19 protein-coding genes are annotated in these 17,641 nt (G+C 71.9%); 7 read left to right on the top strand and 12 right to left on the bottom strand.

Annotated features, from left to right (window positions below; translation table 11 throughout):
* From K415_RS0107140 to K415_RS0107130, 3 genes are all read left to right on the top strand, one after another.
* Nucleotides 1-942, top strand: coding sequence for a glycosyl hydrolase family 32 (locus tag K415_RS0107140; RefSeq protein WP_024286389.1), 942 nt, complete (start codon nucleotides 1-3; stop codon nucleotides 940-942).
* A 44-nt stretch (nucleotides 943-986) separates the two neighbouring features.
* Nucleotides 987-2,372 carry a deoxyribodipyrimidine photo-lyase gene (locus tag K415_RS0107135; protein WP_024286388.1) on the top strand — a complete coding sequence of 462 codons (1,386 nt, stop codon included), beginning with the start codon at nucleotides 987-989 and terminating at the stop codon, nucleotides 2,370-2,372.
* A gap of 104 nt (nucleotides 2,373-2,476) precedes the next feature.
* Entirely contained in the window at nucleotides 2,477-2,830 is a 354-nt protein-coding gene (locus K415_RS0107130; protein WP_081784928.1) for a helix-turn-helix domain-containing protein, read from the top strand.
* A 66-nt stretch (nucleotides 2,831-2,896) separates the two neighbouring features.
* Here the strand turns inward: K415_RS0107130 and K415_RS21575 are convergent, their stop codons facing one another.
* The 5 genes from K415_RS21575 to K415_RS0107105 form a co-directional block, all read right to left on the bottom strand.
* Nucleotides 2,897-3,232, bottom strand: a complete 336-nt coding sequence (locus K415_RS21575) for a hypothetical protein (RefSeq protein WP_024286386.1) — start codon at nucleotides 3,230-3,232, stop codon at nucleotides 2,897-2,899.
* A 117-nt stretch (nucleotides 3,233-3,349) separates the two neighbouring features.
* On the bottom strand, nucleotides 3,350-3,991 hold the full coding sequence (locus K415_RS0107120) for a ClpP family protease (protein ID WP_024286385.1): 642 nt from the start codon (nucleotides 3,989-3,991) through the stop codon (nucleotides 3,350-3,352).
* The gene (locus K415_RS0107115) at nucleotides 3,991-4,617 is read right to left on the bottom strand and encodes a ClpP family protease (RefSeq protein ID WP_029663309.1); all 627 of its coding nucleotides are present in this window, start codon (nucleotides 4,615-4,617) and stop codon (nucleotides 3,991-3,993) included. The genes K415_RS0107120 and K415_RS0107115 overlap by 1 nt, the downstream gene beginning before the upstream one ends.
* A 137-nt stretch (nucleotides 4,618-4,754) precedes the next feature.
* Nucleotides 4,755-5,537 carry a heliorhodopsin HeR gene (gene heR, locus K415_RS0107110; protein ID WP_024286383.1) on the bottom strand — a complete coding sequence of 261 codons (783 nt, stop codon included), beginning with the start codon at nucleotides 5,535-5,537 and terminating at the stop codon, nucleotides 4,755-4,757.
* Between the two features lie 120 nt (nucleotides 5,538-5,657).
* Nucleotides 5,658-6,791: a class I SAM-dependent methyltransferase gene (locus K415_RS0107105; RefSeq protein WP_024286382.1), complete on the bottom strand. Its 1,134-nt coding sequence runs from the start codon at nucleotides 6,789-6,791 to the stop codon at nucleotides 5,658-5,660.
* A gap of 213 nt (nucleotides 6,792-7,004) precedes the next feature.
* Between K415_RS0107105 and K415_RS0107100 the strand changes: the two genes are divergently transcribed.
* Both K415_RS0107100 and K415_RS0107095 read left to right on the top strand, forming a co-directional pair.
* Nucleotides 7,005-9,218, top strand: a complete 2,214-nt coding sequence (locus K415_RS0107100) for a hypothetical protein (RefSeq protein WP_024286381.1) — start codon at nucleotides 7,005-7,007, stop codon at nucleotides 9,216-9,218.
* A gap of 78 nt (nucleotides 9,219-9,296) precedes the next feature.
* On the top strand, nucleotides 9,297-9,611 hold the full coding sequence (locus tag K415_RS0107095; protein WP_024286380.1) for a hypothetical protein: 315 nt from the start codon (nucleotides 9,297-9,299) through the stop codon (nucleotides 9,609-9,611).
* Between the two features lie 58 nt (nucleotides 9,612-9,669).
* Here the strand turns inward: K415_RS0107095 and K415_RS0107090 are convergent, their stop codons facing one another.
* Complete coding sequence (locus K415_RS0107090; RefSeq protein WP_155859388.1) at nucleotides 9,670-9,960, bottom strand: hypothetical protein; 291 nt, start codon at nucleotides 9,958-9,960, stop codon at nucleotides 9,670-9,672.
* 141 nt (nucleotides 9,961-10,101) lie between these two features.
* Here K415_RS0107090 and K415_RS0107085 point away from each other — a divergent pair, with 141 nt between their 5' ends.
* Nucleotides 10,102-10,938 carry a PhzF family phenazine biosynthesis protein gene (locus K415_RS0107085; protein ID WP_024286378.1) on the top strand — a complete coding sequence of 279 codons (837 nt, stop codon included), beginning with the start codon at nucleotides 10,102-10,104 and terminating at the stop codon, nucleotides 10,936-10,938.
* A gap of 46 nt (nucleotides 10,939-10,984) precedes the next feature.
* Here K415_RS0107085 and K415_RS0107080 read toward each other — a convergent pair whose 3' ends face one another.
* On the bottom strand, nucleotides 10,985-11,482 hold the full coding sequence (locus tag K415_RS0107080) for a hypothetical protein (RefSeq protein WP_024286377.1): 498 nt from the start codon (nucleotides 11,480-11,482) through the stop codon (nucleotides 10,985-10,987).
* 48 nt (nucleotides 11,483-11,530) lie between these two features.
* The gene (locus K415_RS0107075; RefSeq protein ID WP_024286376.1) at nucleotides 11,531-14,188 is read right to left on the bottom strand and encodes a replicative DNA helicase; all 2,658 of its coding nucleotides are present in this window, start codon (nucleotides 14,186-14,188) and stop codon (nucleotides 11,531-11,533) included.
* A 302-nt stretch (nucleotides 14,189-14,490) separates the two neighbouring features.
* On the opposite strand from K415_RS0107075, the gene K415_RS0107070 reads away from it, so the two are divergent.
* Nucleotides 14,491-15,846: an MATE family efflux transporter gene (locus K415_RS0107070; protein WP_051480438.1), complete on the top strand. Its 1,356-nt coding sequence runs from the start codon at nucleotides 14,491-14,493 to the stop codon at nucleotides 15,844-15,846.
* Between the two features lie 103 nt (nucleotides 15,847-15,949).
* On the opposite strand, the gene rplI is transcribed toward K415_RS0107070, so the two are convergent.
* The 4 genes from rplI to rpsF all read right to left on the bottom strand — a co-directional run bounded on the left by rplI (nucleotide 15,950) and on the right by rpsF (nucleotide 17,588).
* On the bottom strand, nucleotides 15,950-16,402 hold the full coding sequence (rplI, locus tag K415_RS0107060) for a 50S ribosomal protein L9 (protein ID WP_024286374.1): 453 nt from the start codon (nucleotides 16,400-16,402) through the stop codon (nucleotides 15,950-15,952).
* 16 nt (nucleotides 16,403-16,418) lie between these two features.
* Nucleotides 16,419-16,655, bottom strand: a complete 237-nt coding sequence (gene rpsR / locus K415_RS0107055; RefSeq protein ID WP_024286373.1) for a 30S ribosomal protein S18 — start codon at nucleotides 16,653-16,655, stop codon at nucleotides 16,419-16,421.
* A gap of 90 nt (nucleotides 16,656-16,745) precedes the next feature.
* A complete protein-coding gene (locus K415_RS0107050; RefSeq protein WP_024286372.1) occupies nucleotides 16,746-17,246 on the bottom strand; it encodes a single-stranded DNA-binding protein in 501 nt (166 codons plus the stop codon).
* A gap of 51 nt (nucleotides 17,247-17,297) precedes the next feature.
* Nucleotides 17,298-17,588: a 30S ribosomal protein S6 gene (rpsF, locus tag K415_RS0107045; protein ID WP_024286371.1), complete on the bottom strand. Its 291-nt coding sequence runs from the start codon at nucleotides 17,586-17,588 to the stop codon at nucleotides 17,298-17,300.
* Nucleotides 17,589-17,641: the final 53 nt, after the last annotated feature.

The raw sequence follows: 17,641 nt of genomic DNA, 5'->3' as shown, positions 1-17,641 counted from the left end.
ATGCTCAGACTCGCCGACCACTGGGTGTGGGACAGCTGGAGCGCCCACGACGGCGTCCACCACCACCTGTTCTTCCTCCGGGCCTCACGGGCCCTGCACGACCCGGACCGCCGTCACCTCCGAGCCTCCGTCGGGCACGCGAGGTCCACGGACCTGCGGACGTGGGACCTGCTGCCGGACGCGCTCGTCGCAGCGGACTCCCCGGCGTGGGACGACCAGGCCACGTGGACCGGCTCGGTGGTCAAGGCGCCCGACGGCACCTGGCGCATGTTCTACACCGGCGTGAGCCGGGCAGAGCGCGGCCTCGTGCAGCGCATCGGGGTGGCCACGTCCGACGACCTGATGACCTGGCACCGGGTCGGCGACGGGCCGCTGCTCGAGGCCGATCCCCGCTGGTACGAGAAGCTTGATCTCGACGCCTGGATCGACGAGGCCTGGCGCGACCCGTACGTCTTCGCCGACCCGGACGGCGAGGGCTGGCACATGCTGATCACCGCCCGGGTGCCCGACGGGGACCCGCGGGGTCGTGGTGTCGTCGGGTACGCGACGAGTCCTGACCTGGTCGCCTGGGACGTCCGGCCACCGCTCACGCGGCCGGCCGGCTTCGGCCAGATCGAGGTCCCGCAGACAGCAGTCGTCGACGGTCAGCCGGTCCTGGTGTTCTCCTGCTGGCCGGACCGGATGAGCGACGTCCGTCGGTCGACCTGGTCCGGCGGGGGCGTCTGGGTCGTACCGGGCGGCTCGCTCGTCGGCCCGTGGGACCTGACGGAGGCAACCCCCTTCGACCACCGGAGCCTCTACGCTGCGCGGCTGGTGCAGGAGCGGGCCGGCCACTGGGCGCTGCTCGGCTTCCGGGACACCGAGAACGGCGTCTTCGTCGGGGAGATCTCCGACCCGCTGCCCGTCGTGCGGGATGGCAGGACGCTGCGCCTGGCCCCGTGACCGGGGCCGCCCGCCTCCGGCCACGGGCCGCCTAGGCTCGCCGGATGACGTCGATCCTGTGGCTGCGTCGCGACCTGCGTCGTCGCGACCTGCCGGCACTGGTCGCCGCGCACGAGGCCGCGGGCGACGGCCGGGTGCTCCCGGTCTTCGTCATCGACCCCGCACTGACCGGCTCGGCCGGGGCGTCCCGGCTGGCCTGCCTGACCGATGCGCTGGCGGCGCTGACCGAGCCCTATGACGGCGCCGTCGTGCTGCGGCGCGGTCACCCCCAGAACGTCATCGCGGCGCTGGTCCGGGAGGTCCGCGCCGCGGGTGTGCAGGTCACCGGGGTGCACATCAGCGCCGAGACGTCGCCGTACGGCCGCCGCCGCGACCGGCTGGTCGAGGCCCACCTGCCGGACGGCGTCCCGCTCGTCGCGACCGGGAGCCCGTACGCCGTCACACCCGGCCGGGTCCTGAACCAGGCCGGCTCCCCGTACCGGGTGTTCACCCCGTTCGCGCGGGCCTGGCGCGACCACGGCTGGCGACGGCCGGCCGCAGAGCCTGCCGGGCTGCGCTGGTTCCGCGGCCCGGGGTCCGAGCCGATGCCCGAGGTCGTCGGCGCACCGGCGCCCGCGCTGCCTCCGGTCGGCGAGCGTGCCGCGCTGGACCGATGGGCCGCGTTCCTCGACGACGGCGTCGAACGGTACGACCGGCTGCGTGACCGCGCCGACCTGGCCGGGACCTCGGCGATGTCGGCGCACCTGAAGTACGGCACGATCCACCCGCGCACGATGCTCGCCGCGCTCGCCGCGCACCCCGCGGGGCGGACGTCGGGAGCAGCGGTCTACGCGACCGAGCTGTGCTGGCGCGAGTTCTACGCCGACGTCCTGTGGCACAACCCCGCGTCCGCCTGGGCCGACCTGCGTACCGACCTGCGCACGATGGCCTACGACGACCCCGCGGGCCCGGCTGCGGAGGCATTCGACGCCTGGGCGCAGGGCCGGACCGGCTTCCCGTTCGTCGACGCGGGGATGCGGCAGCTCCTGGCCGAGGGGTGGGTGCACAACCGGGTGCGCATGGTCGTCGCGAGCTTCCTGGTCAAGGACCTGCACGTGTGGTGGCCGCACGGTGCCCGGTACTTCCTGCGGCACCTGCGCGACGGCGACGTCGCCGCCAACAGCCACGGCTGGCAGTGGGTCGCCGGCACCGGGGCCGACGCGTCGCCGTACTCCCGGGTGTTCAACCCCGTCGTCCAGGGCGAGCGGTTCGACCCCCAGGGCGACTACGTCCGCCGGTTCGTGCCGGAGCTCGCTCACCTGCCGGGGGCCACCGTGCACCGGCCGTGGACGGTGGCCGGTGGCCACGACCACGGCTATCCGACGCCGATCGTCGACCACGGCGTCGAGCGCGAGGAGGCGCTGCGGCGGTACGCGGCCGCTCGCGGCTGACGTGGTCGGTCGTTCGCCGAGGGCGGACGGCGACGGCGGCCGCGTCCCGCCGGCCGCTGCTACGTTCACGAGAGCAGGACGCACCCGACGACGACGGAGGCCCGATGGGACCCGAACCGCTGCTGCGGCGGCTCGTCGGCGGCATCCTGCGCAGCCGCCGCGAGGCGCAGGGGCGCACGCTGCGCGACGTCGCCGCGAGCGCCCGCGTGTCGGTCGCCTACCTCTCCGAGATCGAGCGGGGCCGCAAGGAGGCGTCGTCCGAGGTGCTCATCGCGGTGTGCGCCGCCCTCGGCATGCGGCTGGTCGACCTGGTCGGCGACGCGCACGCCGAGCTCGCGGACCGCGCACCGGTCCTCGATCTGACCGCCCGCGCCGGGCTCGGCGCGCGGACCGGCCCGCGGAGCGCACTCGAACCGGCGGAGCGGGCCGGGCTCCAGGCGACCTTGCGCGCCGCCTGAGACCCTGCTCGCCGCCTGAGACGTGGCGTCGGCCCGCCTCAGATCGTCACACCGTCCTCAGGGTCGTCACACCGTGACGTCGACGACCCGACCTTCCTCGGTGGGCACCGCCCCGTCGGGCGTCGCAGACGTGACCTGACCGCCGCCGGACACGTCCTGCCGGGCGGCCAGGTCCGCAAGGGTCATCCCGGAGGCCAGGGCCGCCACGACCTCGTCGGTGGACAGCCCGAGCGCCGCGGCCGCCGCGACGATGTAGGCGGGCACGCTCTCCGACTCGCTGCTCACGCTCGCCCGCGCGACCATCGGGCCCGCGGAGGCGGCGGACCCGGCAGATCCGGCACTGAGCCTTAGCTGTGCGGACGCGTAGGGGCTGGTCGTGCCGCTGATCTCGCTGATGCTCATGGTGGTCCTTCCGATCCGGCTGAGGTCACTGCGCCGTGGCCCGGATGACCGACCCACACCGTGCCCATCGGCTCGGGGCGCCGTGCTCGGAGCGCAACGCAACGATTGACAGGCAGCTCACAGGTGCGGCGACGGCCGGGACACTGCCGGTTGCCCGGCCACCCCCGGCTTGAGCGTGGCGACGACGGCGTCGACCAGTCCGTAGGCCACCGCCTGCCGCGCGTCGAAGATCCGGTCGCGGTCGGTGTCCGCACGCAGCTTCTCGACCGCGTGCCCGGTGTGCCGGGAGAGCACCTGCTCGACCTCGGCCCGCATCCGCAGGACCTCGCGCGCCTGGATCTCCAGGTCGGCGGTCGTTCCCTCGGCGCCACCCGACGGCTGGTGCAGCAGGACGCGCGCGTGCTCGAGGGCGAACCTCTTGCCCGGCGCGCCGGCCGCGAGCAACACGGCGGCGGCCGACGCCGCCTGCCCGACGGCGAAGGTCGAGACCTCGGGCCGGACGAACTGCATCGTGTCGTAGATCGCCATCAGCGCGGTCAACGAGCCGCCCGGCGAGTTGATGTAGAGGCTGATGTCAGTGTCCGGGCTCACCGACTGCAGGTGCAGCAGCTGAGCGATCACGACGTTCGCGACCCCGTCGTCGATCTCGGTGCCGAGGAAGATGATCCGGTCCGAGAGCAGGCGGCTGAACACGTCCGAGATGCGTTCCCCGGTCGGGCGCTGCTCGATGACCATCGGGATCGTGTACTGGCCGGCCATCACAGACCCGCCTTCTGCGGTGCGCCGTCGGGCCGGACGTCGCCCAGATCGGTCACGACGCGGTCCACGAACCCGTACTCGAGCGCCTCGCGCGCCGTGAACCACCGGTCCCGGTCGCTGTCGCGCTCGATGGTCTCGACCGTCTGACCGGTGTGCGCGGCGATCAGGCTCTGCATCGTCAGCTTGACGTGCGCAAGGTTCTGCGCCTGGATCGCGATGTCGACGGCCGTCCCGCCGAGGCCGCCCGACGGCTGGTGCATGAGGACCCGGGCGTGCTCGAGGATGAACCGTCGCCCCGGCGTCCCCGCGGAGAGCAGGAACTGTGCGGCGCTCGCGGCCAGCCCCATGGCCAGCGTCGACACGGCGTTGGGGATCAGGCGCATCGTGTCGTAGACGGCCAGGGCCGCACTGATCGAGCCGCCGGGGGAGTTGATGTACAGGGCGATGTCGCGCCTCGGGTCCTCCGCCGAGAGCAGCAGGAGCTCGGCGCAGATCCGGTTGGCGACGGCGTCGTCGACCGGGTCGCCCAGCACGATGATCCGCTGGTGCAGCAGACGCGACGCGAGCTGGTCGTCGAACGGCGCGACGGCGGCCGCGGCGCGGGCGGTGATCGGTGGTGCACTCATGGTCGGGCCTCTCGCGGGACGATGTGACCTGACCACCGTCACACCCCACGACGCCGTCGGGCGGCCCGGTCTGCTGACGGCAGATCTGCTGACGGCAGACGGCCGGCGGCCCGGCCCTCAGGGCCCGGCCGGCGCGGTCAGCCGGCGAGCGTCCCGGCGAAGACCTGCCAGGCCAGCAGCGACTTCGCGACCAGGCTCAGGGTGATGTAGGTGCGCTCGCCGAACAGGTAGTCGCGCCAGCGTCCGACCTGCTTGTACTGCAGCCACTGGTTGAGCGCGAAGACGTTGAAGAAGAGGAAGAGCGAGACGACGATCCCGTAGACGAAGCCCGGCACCGTCGCGTCGCCGGTGGCGCCCGGCCGGGCCAGCAGGAGCGCGAAGGCGATCCACGGCACCGCCCCGGCGAAGCAGCCGAAGACGAACGGCAGCCAGCCGCCGCGGCCCGGCACCTCGTACTTCTCCTGGAGCCAGCCGAACAGGATCATCGACGCGTTGACCGCGAACAAGGCCATCAGGGTGAGCACGTCGGTGACCGAGTTGATCTGGGCGATCAGCACGATCATCACCGACGAGGAGATCGCGTACTCGACCCAGCGGGCGATGTTCCGCTGCTCGGCGAGGTCCCGCCCGTACCGGGCGAACCCGGCCGGTGACGCGATCCAGACGTGCGCCACGGCGCTGATCACGAAGAAGAGCGCGACCCCCCAGGCGAGCGAGGTGTCGAAGAGCACGACCTGCTCGTAGTCCGGCGTCCCCGGCGGGCCTTGGATGTAGGACGCGGTCACCGGCAGGCTGAAGTCCGTGGCGAGCACGATGACGGCCGCGGCCTGCAGGGCATGCGCCACCCCCGCGAGGAGGTTGTAGCGCCGCAGGCCGGCGAGCCGCTCGGCGGGGATCTCGAGACGTTCGGTCGTCGCCATCGTCACTCCTTGGTCCGCAGGTCCGCGGGTCCGCGCCGGTCCCGCCGCCACGCAGCGGTGGGCTCGCCCGGTCCCTGCCGCCACTCTGGCACGTACCGGCTCGGGGCATCCTGACCGAGGTCAGGCCTTCGTCGAGACCGTCACGGTGAACTTGGCGTTGCGGGCCGCCTGACGGGTCGGACCGACGATCCGCTCGAGGGTCGGCCGGTAGACCAGGTGCGAGTTCCAGACGGTCCACAGCTCACCGCCCGGGCGGAGCACGCGAGCGGCATCGGCGAAGAGCCGCAGCGCCACACCCGAGTGCACCGTGGCCCCGACGTGGAACGGCGGGTTGAGCACGACCAGGTCGACTGCTCCGTCCGGGAGGCTCGACGCGGCGTCGTCACGTACGACCGTCACGCGGTCGGCGACCCCGTTGGCCTGCGCCGTGGCCCGGGCGGAGGCCACCGCGGCCGCCGACTCGTCGGTCGCCGTCACCTGCAGGCCCGGCCGCGCGCGGGCCAGGGCGACGGCCAGGACGGCGGTGCCGCAGCCGAGATCGAGGGCCGATGTCGCGTCCGGCACCATCCGGCCCGCGCTCTCGAGCAGGAACCGGGTGCCGATGTCGACCTGGGTGCCGGCGAACGCCCCACCGTGCGCGCAGAGGGTCAGGTCCAGGTCGGCGTGCCGCTCCTCGGCGGGCCACCGCGGGGCCGGGCGACCGTCGGCCGGGCGCGGGGCGGACGCCACCACGACCCGCGACTTCTGCCGGGCCAGTCGCGCCTCGACGACACCGAGGTACCGTCCGAGCACGTCGTTCATCGCGCGGCTCATGTGCTTGACGCGACCGCCGGCGAAGACCCGTACCTCCGGGTCGGCGTGCGCAGCGACGACAGCCGCGATCTCGTCGAGCTCGTCGAGCGACCTCGGCAGCTGCAGCAGGACGACCCGCGCGCCGGCGACGACAGCGACGTCCAGCGGGTGCGACGTGTAGACCGACGAGAGCCCGAGCCGCTCGGCGTTCGCGGCGAGGGCACGCTCCCCGGTGAGAGCGTCCTGGTGGGTCCGGATCGCTGTCGCGTCGTGCAGGGCCGCAGCGCCGAGGGTCAGCGCGCCGTAGCGGTCGCCGATGACCGACACCGTGCCGACCGGTGCCGCCGCGAGCGCCTCGGCAGCCTCGTCGAGGATCAGCCGATCGCTCGCATCGGAGGCGAACAGGTTGGCTGCCTCGATGTCGGGGTACCGGCGGAGGTCGTCGAACGAGAAGTCGGTCATCCCACCATGGTCCCAGCCGGGACAGCCACGCCGTGACCACGCACCCGGCACCAACCGTCACAAAGGACCCCGAGCAGGCTCCTTCCGGACATGGGCGACGGACGTCCCGGCTCCGCACGGAGCAGGGCGAGGCGCCCGCGGTGTCGCACCCGCAGGGGGTGTGACAGCAGAGCCGGAGGCAACCCGCGTCCGGCCTGACGTCAAGGAGATGACATGCCCAGAGAGATCGAGCCGTCACGGAGATCGTTCCGCAAGCTCATCGCCGCCAACCCGAACCACTTCGGGACGCTCAACGACGACGCCCTCGCCGCCCTCCTGCCGGTCCTCGAGCCCAAGAAGTCCGACACGGGCTACGAGGAGATCGGCTGCGTGTCCTACAGCCCGGAACGGGACCGGCTCGAGGCGACGATCGTCATCAAACGGGCCACCGGGTACAGCGGTGGTCCCTGTACCAAGGGCTCGGTCGAGTGGGTCCGATTCTTCGTCGACTTCGGCGCCGGCTGGGTCGACGCCGGTGCCGCGGCCGCCCGGGTGTTCGACGTCCCGCTCGGCAAGGACTGCGAGGGCGCGCCCGACCACCCGTACGTGCACGTCGCGGGCGTCGTCCTGAGCCCGCTGCGCCGCTTCTGCGCGACCCCGGTCCTCCCGCGGGTGCGCGCGATCCTGTCCTGGGAGCAGGAACCGACCGCCGGCGATCCCGGCTACCTCCCGGTCTGGGGTGAGGTGCAGGAGGACACGGTCCAGATCCGGCCGCGTCGGCGCTTCTACCCGACCGACATCGCCGCCCTGCTCGCGCCGGCCGTGCAGCTCGACCTGGCTGTGCTCGAGAAGCTCATCGAGTCCGAGGCGCTGCCGATCCCGATCCCCGAGCCGGACCCGATCGGCCCGGTGGCGCTCAACCCGCAGCCGCTGCCGCCCAAGGAGGGGCCGGTCCTGGTGCCGTTCTCGGTCGAGAAGCTCGCGCGCATCTACCAGCCGGACAAGCTCAAGGTCCTCGCCGAGCACGCCGTCGACCGGAAGGTCGCCAAGCTCGCCCTGGAACCCGTCCCGCCGCACCGGTTCGCCGCGGCCGAGGCCACGATGGCGATGTCCGGCGCCGTCAAGCCGATCGCCCTGGCCAACGTCTCGCTCGCCTACACGAAGCTCGACATCGACTGGGGGGCCATCCTCGGCATCCTGGACGACGGCAAGGGCGACACGTCGTACGAGGAGCTCGAGTGCCTCGGCCTGGACGACGCAGCCGCCCAGCTCGTCGCCACCTTCCGGGTCAAGCGTCCGACCGGCTTCTCCGGTCCGCCGTGCAGCGCGGGCTCGACGGAGTACGTCGCCTTCTGGGCCGACTTCGACGACGACTGCCGGTCGACGTACCTCGGCACGGTGAAGGTCGCCGCGCACGACTACATCACGATGCCGGCGACGGGCCTGTCGTACGCGGCGATCCTGCCGCTCGACCTGACGGCCTACCGACGCCTGTGCGAGGAGCCCGGGCTGCACCGCGTCCGCGCCGTGCTGTCCTGGAACACCCCGCCGTCGACGACGGACCCGGACGCCGTCCCGCACTGGGGCAACCGCCTCGACACCCACGTCCACGTCCTGCCCGGACGGCCGTACGACGGCGTCGCGCGGCTGACGATCGTCGGCGGTGTCGCCACCGGCGAGATCGACCCGAGCACCGGCGTGACGACACCGGTGGCACACATCGCCTACAACGGCTCGGTGCTCGACGCGCGGGGTTGCCCGTTCGCCGGCCGGGTCACCGTGCACGGGCCGACGGACCCGGCACTCGCCGGCACCTCGTACCGGCTCCTCGTCCGCGACGTCACCAGCAGCGGGTCCGACAACCCGGTGATGACCCCGTTCTTCGTCGTCGACAACAACGCCATCGGGTCCTGGATCACCCCGGGCGCCGGAGGCTGGCTGACGTGGCCGGTCTGGACGACCAACACCCTCGGCACCCTCGGCTACATCGACTCCATCGGCGACGACCTGTGGGAGACCAGCCTCGAGGTGTCGGGCTCCGGCGTGGTGGACACCCAGCGCTTCCAGCTGGACAACACGCTCAACGCGGCCTCGGTGGACCCGGCCAACGCCGCGCACCTGGCCTTCGACCCGGGCCAGCTCGCCCAGCAGGGCTGCGGGAAGTTCACGCAGGGCATGACGATCCACGGCACGTACGACGCGCGGGACGCGTGGTTCGACTCGTGGAGCTTCTCGCTCCTGCCGTTCCCGCTCCCGGTCGGGTCGCTGACGACGTCGGTGCTCCCGAACACCTCGGAGGCACCGGTCGGATCGACCTGGACGCTGGACACCAGTGGCCTGCAGCCGTGCGGCTACGTCCTGCGGCTGTCGTCGTCCGACCGGGCGGTCGTGAACTCCGCCTGGACGGGCCGCAGCGTTCCCGTCGACATCGGGTTCTGCATCGAGTAGTCCGTCCGTCGTCGCAGGTCCCCGCAGCCGGCCCGGCTGCGGGGACCTGCGGCCTGATCGACATCGAGGAGGAGACCCATGGCACGACGGAGGTACGTACCGTCCGGCCGCGACGTCACCTGGGGCCTGCTCCTGCTGGTCGTGGGCCGGGCGCTGCAGGACGGCTTCTGGCACGCGGCCCTCGAGGCGCCGGGCCGCCCGGGTGGCGGCTGGCTCGTCGCGCAGACCTGGATCGGGGACATCGTCTCGCTCGTCGGCCTCGTCCTGCTGGTGACCGTCGTCTTCTCCGTGGCGGCCACCGCAGACCGGGCAGCCGAGTCAGCCGCGGCGGACGAGTCAGCCGCGGCGGACGAGTCGGGATCGGCAGGCGACATCCGCGCCCCAGGTCGGTGACGTCCGCCAGATCGTCGTCGCCGTGGTTCCGGCGGCGCTCGCCAGGTCGGACAGCGGCTCAGGCGGCGTGCCTGCCGACCTCCTCCGAGAACAGCGGACGGAGGGCGGCGATCACGTCGAGCCGGTCGACACCCTTCACGGACGCAACGAGCGCGATGCAGGCATGGGCAAGGGTCATCGCCCCGAAGGCCACCTGGTTGACCTCGTCGTCCGTCCCGCCGACGAGGCTCTCGAGCTGCGCCAGGGCCAGCGGGACGGCCCGGACCGACGCGGCATGGTCCTGCGGGTCGAGTGCCGTGAGGGCGTCGAGCAGCACGCGTGCCACGGCGTGCTGCTGCTCCTGAGTCACAAATCGACCATACGGTACGCCTCGGCGGCGGGGAACGGCCCCGCCGTCGCGTCACCCGGTCGGGTGACCCTTGCGGACGACCCGTCCGTCATGGCCGTGGCACTGGTTCGCGCAGCGGCTCTCGATGCGTACGGTGGCCCGATGAGGAGCCGCCCGTTCGCCCAGGTCGACGTGTTCTCGGCCACGCCCTACCGGGGCAACCCGGTCGCCGTCGTCCTGGACGCCGACGGGATCACGGACGAGGCGATGGCCGCGTTCGCCCGCTGGACCAACCTGTCCGAGACGACGTTCGTGCTCCCCGCGACCGACCCGGCCGCCGACTACCGCCTGCGGATCTTCACGCCGGGCGGCGAGCTGCCGTTCGCCGGACACCCGACCCTCGGCAGCGCGCACGCCTGGCTCGAGCACGGCGGCGAGCCGCGCAGCGATGCCGGACCCGTCCAGGAGTGCGGGATCGGGCTGGTCCCGCTGCGACGGGACGCCGGGCGTCTGGCGTTCGCCGCACCTCCGCTGCGCCGCTCCGGTCCGGTCGAGCCCGAGGTCCGTGACCAGGTGGTGCGCAGCCTGCGCGTGCCCGACGACGCGATCGTGCGGTGCGAGTGGATCGACAACGGTCCGGCCTGGATCGGCGTCGTGCTGCCGGACGCCCGCACGGTGCTCGACCTGCGTCCCGACTTCGTCGCCATGGGCGACCTCGACGTCGGCGTCCTCGGGGCCTGGGGCGACGGGCACGATGCCGACGTGGAGGTGCGCGGGTTCGTGCCCGGCATGGGGATCCCGGAGGACCCGGTCACCGGGAGCCTCAACGCCGGTCTGGCCAGGTGGCTGATCCCCGCCGGGGTGCTCCCGACCCGCTACACCGTGGCCCAGGGTGCCGCGCTGGGCAGAGCCGGTCGCGTGCACGTCGAGCAGGTCGGCGACGACATCTGGGTCGGCGGCGACGCCGTGACCTGCATCAGCGGGACCGTCACGCTCTGAGCGTCGGGACCGGTCGCGTCGGGACCGGTCGCGCTGGGATCGATCATCAGCCCCGTCGCGTCGAGGCGGCCAGGTCCCGGTCCACCGCCGCGGTCATCCGCGCGGCGACCTGGAAGCAGGCATTCGTGAGCTCCGCGAGGTCGAACGCGTGCGGCCCGAGGTGCGCGACCACCCGCTCCGGTGGCTCATGGGTGACGAAGAACTCGAGGCGGGGACCCGGGTCCTCGGCGTAGCGCCGACCTCGTCGCGACTCGTACTCGCCGAAGTGCTCCAGCGCGTCCCACGCGTTCTGCGCTCCGTCGAACCGGCGGGTGAACTCCTCGAGGTGGCCGATCTCCGGATGCTGCAGCGGGAGACGCTCGATCCCCCACTCGGCGGCCCGGAGCAGGTTCCGCAGATCCATCAGGGCGTGGGCGGCCTCGACCTCGGCGCGCAGGCGACCGTCGGCACCGGTCGGGAACTCGCGAGCGCGGGTCGTGGAGTGCACGCAGCAGAGAGCCCAGAAGAGGATCGCCTGCTGCGGGTCGGACGTGCGAAGCGCCATGCGCCGAGGATGCCATGCGTCGGGCAGTCATGGCGCCCCGAGGCCGTGCTACATCCCCGCAGGCGCCATGTCGACGAACCGCGCATAGGTGCCCTGGAAGGCCACCACGATGGTGTCCGTCGGGCCGTTACGGTGCTTGGCCACGATCAGGTCGGCCTCGCCGGCGCGCGGTGACTCGCGCTCGTAGGCGTCCTCGCGGTGCAGCAGGATCACGATGTCGGCATCCTGCTCGATGCTGTTGTGGACGGCGATGCCGTTGGCCACGAAGTTGTGGTGCCCGACGACCGTCGCGTCGAACACCTCCTGCTCGCCCAGCGGCTCGATCGCCACGACGCGGTCCCAGAGCAGGTCGTTGACCGCCATGATCTCGAGCTCCTCCGAGCTCAGGAGCTCGGCGATCCGACCGAGGCGTTCGCGGGACGGCGCGTGCTTCCGCTGCGAGCTGCCGCAGAACTGCGTCCCCATGGCCGCGGCGAACGCGCGGTGGCTCATGCCCTGGTCGACGAGGACCTTGCGCACGTCCTCCCAGACGCCGAGCGGGACCGTGTCGACGTTGGTGTTGGCCTGGGTGTCCCGGATGATCTCGAGGAGCCTCGCTGCCTGCACACCGCGCGCGCCGTGGACGCCGATCTCCTGGAGGAAGCGCCGCTGGTCGTCCACCCCGGACAGGTCGAGGGTGTAGCCGGTCCGGTACCCGGGCTTGGTCACCGAGCGGATCCGGGTCGAGATGCCGAACCGGAGCAGCAGCCGCGAGACGTCGTCGACCAGACGGCGCGAGGTCGACGCGTAGTAGACCCGGCCGCCACGCTGGTTGGCGTTGACCGTCACCGAGCCGTCGGTGGCCCACAGGTGCCGCAGGAAGAGCGAGATCTGCGCCTTGGGCAGGTGGAACACCGACGTCGGGACGAACTTCTCGTGGCTCCGACGACCGAAGAGCTCCATGCCGTCGAGCCACTCCGCCACCGGGTTCCGCTTGCCGTGGGTGAGGTGGTACGGCGCCGGGAGTCGCATCGTGGCGCAGCGGGCAGCGGGGTACTCGTCCCGGACGGCGGTGATGCCGAAGTCGGTCGCCGCATCGGCGACGGCCGAGAGGTTCGCCTCGTCGATCGACGCATACCGCAGGGGCTGCCGCCGGACGAACGATCCGTCCCCGAGCAGGTGAGCGAGCAGCACGACGCGGCGGGCGCTCCACTCCGACAGCTGTTCCGGACCGGGGACGTGGCGAGGGACCGCGACGCGGGAACCGACCTCGAGCTCGCCGAGCGGCGACCAGCCCTCGTACGTGAGGAACGGGTGGTTCGCCGTGGCGCTGATCTCCTTGCCGGAGGCGAGCCGCAGCCGGAACGTCTCCTTGACCCCGGTGCTGAACACGTGCGTCAGGTGCCGCCGCACGTACCGCAGGGACGAGTCGAGGGCCCACACGGGAACGTCCGTCGCGCCGGCGGCGTGCAGCTCGCCCATCGTGGTCTCGGCGCCGGTGTCGGCGCGCAGCACCTTGGTGTCCGCAGTGAGGCACCCCGACTCGCGAAGGTCGCTCATCTGCGGGCGCTTGTCGGTGCGCTGCTCGGCGCCACGGTTGAGCTGGGAGATCGCGATCACCGGGACCTCGAGCTCCTTGGCGAGCAGCTTGAGGGCACGCGAGAACTCGCTGACCTCCTGCTGGCGGGACTCGACGCGCTTGCCCGAGGTCATCAGCTGCAGGTAGTCGATGACGACGAGCTTGAGGTTGTGGCGCTGCTTGAGCCGGCGGCACTTGGCCCGGATCTCCATCAGGGACATGTTCGGCGAGTCGTCGATGAACAGCGGCGCCTCGGACAGCCGGCCCATGGTCGAGGCGAGCTTGGTCCAGTCGTCGTCGCGCATGGTGCCCTTGCGCATGTTCTGCAGCGGGACGCGCGCCTCGGCGGCGAGCATGCGCATCGTGATCTCGTTGCGGCTCATCTCGAGCGAGAAGAGCACCGAGGCCATGCCGTGCTTGATCGACGCCGACCGCAGGATGTCGATGCCCAGGGTCGACTTGCCCAGGGCCGGCCGAGCGGCCAGGACGATCATCTGGCCGGGGTGCAGACCGTTGGTCAGCTTGTCGAGCTCGAGGAAGCCGGTCGGGACGCCGACCATGCCCTCGCCGCGGTGACCTGCGGCCTCGATCTCCTCCATGGTCCCGTTGATGATGTCGCCGAGCGGGAGGTAGTCCTCGCTGGTGCGCTGCTCGGTGACCGCGTAGACCTCGGCCTGGGCGTTGTTGACGATGTCGTCGACGTCGCCACCGTCGGTCGCGTAGCCGAGCTGGACGATCCGGGTGCCGGCCTCGACCAGTCGGCGCAGCACGGCGCGTTCGCGCACGATGCGGGCGTAGTAGCCGGCGTTGGCGGCCGTCGGGACCATCGAGATGAGCGTGTGCAGATAGGGCGCGCCGCCGATCCGGCCGATCTCACCGCGCTTGGTCAGCTCACCGGCGACCGTGACGGCGTCGGCGGGCTCACCGCGGCCGTACAGGTCGAGGATCGCGTCGAAGACCATCTCGTGGGCCGGCCGGTAGAAGTCCATGCCCTTGAGCTGCTCGACCACGTCGGCGATGGCGTCCTTGGACAGCATCATCCCGCCGAGGACGCTCTGCTCGGCCGGGATGTCCTGCGGCGGGGTCCGGTCGAAGCCCGCATCCGGTCGCCTCGTGCCCAACCCCTGCTCGAGCTCGTCGATGCTCACGATCACCCTTCACCAGCGCGCTTCGAACGCGTCGTACTGACGTTCTATCGCGCACCGCTGACATCGCCACTGATGCCCTCGACCACGAACTTCGTCCTACCTCACGCGAGGCTAGAGCGGTTCGGCTCCCGGACCCAACAAAGGGACATTGGCCCTGTGGGCAACCTGGGGACGACGCTGTGGACCGCGCCGAGGGCGTCTGTGCACAGGGCGGGGACAACGCTGTGGATACCGTTGTGGGAGCCGTGGGAACACGCGCTGACCACCACGTACGCCGTGCACCCGCTGTGGACAGGAATTCGTTGGCAATCCGTTCACCTGATGGACACCCGATCCCACCTGATGTCTCGCGCCTCGACCGCCAGATCCGGTCACTCGCGGCGCCCGCGCTCGGCGCGCTCGTCGCCGAGCCCCTGTTCATCCTGGTCGACTCCGCCGTGGTGGGGCAGCTCGGTACGCCCGAGCTGGCCGGCCTCGCGCTGGCGAGCACCGTCCTGACCACCGTCGTCGGGCTGTGCGTCTTCCTGGCCTACGCCACGACGGCAAGCGTCGCCCGCACGATCGGAGCCGGGGACCGGCGTCGGGCGCTGCGGCTCGGCATCGACGGGCTCTGGCTCGCGCTCGGTCTCGGCGCGCTGCTCGGCGCCGCGCTCTGGCTGTCGGCACCGGGCGTCGTCGCTGCGCTCGGTGCACCGCCCGACGTCGCCCCGCACGCCGTGGCCTACCTGCGGTGGTCCGCCCCCGGCCTGCCGGGCATGCTCACGGTCCTCGCTGCGACCGGTGTGCTGCGAGGCATGCTCGACACCCGCACGCCGCTGTGGGTCGCCGCCGCAGGCGCCCTGGTCAATGCGGCACTCTCGGTCGTGCTCGTGCTGGGTCTCGGCATGGGCGTCGCCGGCTCCGGGTCCGGTACCGCAGTCACCCAGCTGGCCATGGCGGCGACGCTGGCGGCCGTCGTCGTGCGCGGGGCCCGCGCCCTGGAGCTGCCGCTGCGGCCCTCGGCGTCGGGCGTCCTGACCGGTCTGCGCACGGGCGCTCCGCTGCTCGTCCGCACGACGTCGCTGCGGCTGGCGATCCTCCTGGCGGCGTGGGTCGCCACCGGGCTCGGCACCGTGACGCTCGCCGGGCACCAGGTCGTCATGGCGCTGTGGGGCCTCGCGGCCTTCGCCCTCGACGCGCTGGCGATCGCCGCCCAGGCCATGGTCGGCCAGGCCCTCGGCAGTGGTGACGTCCCGGCTGCCAGGGCGGTGCTGCGGCGGACCCTGCAGTGGGGCGTCGGCGCCGGTGTCGTCCTCGGCGTGACGCTCGCGGCCTCCGGCTGGTGGGTCGCACAGCTGTTCAGCGACGATCCCGACGTGCGGCGCGCGGTGGCCACCACCCTGCTCGTCATCGCGGCGACCGTGCCGATGGCCGGCTGGGTCTTCGTGCTCGACGGCGTCCTGATCGGCGCCGGGGACGGTCGGTACCTCGCCGTCGTCGGCCTGGTCACGCTGGCGGTCTACGCCCCGGCCGCCCTCGCGGTCCGTGCCGTGGCCGACGACGGCGTCTCGGGTCTCGTCTGGTCCTGGGTCGCCTTCGCGGGCGTCTTCATGCTCGCCCGCGCCGTGACGACCGGGTTGCGCGCGCGCGGGACCGCATGGCTGGTCACCGGCGCCTGACGGCCACCGTCACGAGACCGTCACCGGGGTGAGTTCCAGAGGGGGACAGCAACGAGGCCCGGCCCCCGAGCGGGGCCGGGCCTCGTGCACTGCTGGTGGAGGCTCAGGCCTCCGGGACGACCCGCACGTCGATCCGCGCGGAGACGTCGTCGTGCAGCCGGAGCTGCACCTGGAAGTCACCGAGCGACTTGATCGGCTGACCGACCTCGATCTTGCGCTTGTCGATCGACGGGCCACCGGCGGCCGCGACGGCCTCGGCGATGTCCGTCGTGGTGATCGCGCCGAACAGCCGACCGGACACGCCGGCCTTGGCCGTCACGATGACCGGCTTGGACTGCAGCGAGTCGCGGATCGCCTTCGCGTCGTCGAGCCCGGCGACCTCGCGCTTCTTGCGCGCGTTGCGGATGCCGGCGATCTGCTTCTCGGCGCCCTTGGACCACCCGGTCGCCAGGCCACGCGGCAGGAGGAAGTTCCGGGCGTACCCGTCCTTCACCTCGACCACGTCACCGGGCGTACCGAGGCCGGTCACCTCGTGAGTCAGGATGAGCTTTGCCATCGGAGGTCAGCCTTTCTCAGCGAGCAGAGCTCGAGTAGGGCAGCAGGGCCATCTCACGGGCGTTCTTGACGGCCCGGGCGATGGCGCGCTGCTCCTGGGTGGAGACGCCGGTCACCCGACGCGCACGGATCTTTCCGCGGTCGGAGATGAACTTGCGCAGCAGGACGGTGTCCTTGTAGTCCACCACGTCGATCTTGGCGGCCTTGAGCGGGTTGAGCTTCTTCTTCGGCTTGCGAACGACGGGCTTCGCCATCGTGGTGCTCCTTCAGGTTCTTCGGAGCCCGGGCAGGTGGGCCGCCCTGCGGCGGCGGCTACCCGGGATGGGTGATGTCTTGTGTGCCGGTCAGAACGGAGGTTCGTCGGAGAACGAGCCACCGGCCGACGGTGCGGGCGTTGCCCACGGGTCGTTGTCGGCGGACGAGGACTGCGCGCCACCGCCACCGCCACCACCGCCGAAGCCACCGCCGCCACCGCCGGAGCGCTGGGCACGGGTGACCTTCGCGGACGCGTAGCGCAGCGACGGACCGATCTCGTCGACCTGGAGCTCGACCACCGTGCGCTTCTCACCCTCGCGGGTGTCGTAGGAGCGCTGGACGAGCCGACCGGAGGCGATGACGCGCATGCCCTTGGTCAGCGACTCGGCGACGTTCTCCGCGGCCTCGCGCCAGATCGAGCAGCGCATGAACAGCGTGTCGCCGTCCTTCCACTCGTTGCTCTGGCGGTCGAACTGCCGAGGGGTCGACGCGATCGTGAAGTTCGCGACGGCGGCCCCGGACGGGGTGAAGCGCAGCTCGGGGTCCCCGGTGAGGTTCCCGACCACCGTGATGACGGTGTCTCCAGCCATGCCAGCTCCTCGTTCAGATCAGTCGTTGTGGGTCGGTGCCGTGGACGACGCTCAGTGCGCGTCGGGGCGCATGACCTTCGTGCGCAGGACGGCCTCGTTCAGGCCCAGCTGGCGGTCCAGCTCCTTGGCCGTTGCCGGCTCGGCGGTGAAGTCGACGACCGCGTAGATGCCCTCGGTCTTCTTGAGGATCTCGTAGGCGAGGCGACGACGGCCCCAGATGTCGACCTTGTCGATCGATCCGCCGGCGGTCGTGACCACGGACAGGTACTTGTCGAGCGAAGGGGCGACGGTGCGCTCCTCGATCTCTGGATCGAGGATGACCATCATCTCGTAATGACGCATGCGGATACCCACCTCCTGTGGACTTGATCGGTCACGGTCTCTCCGTGACAGGA

Origin of the sequence: Cellulomonas sp. KRMCY2, assembly GCF_000526515.1 — a bacterium.
GTDB lineage: Bacteria > Actinomycetota > Actinomycetes > Actinomycetales > Cellulomonadaceae > Actinotalea.
Note: the sequence above shows the minus strand (reverse complement) of the source record. Positions and strands in the feature narration are given on the sequence as shown.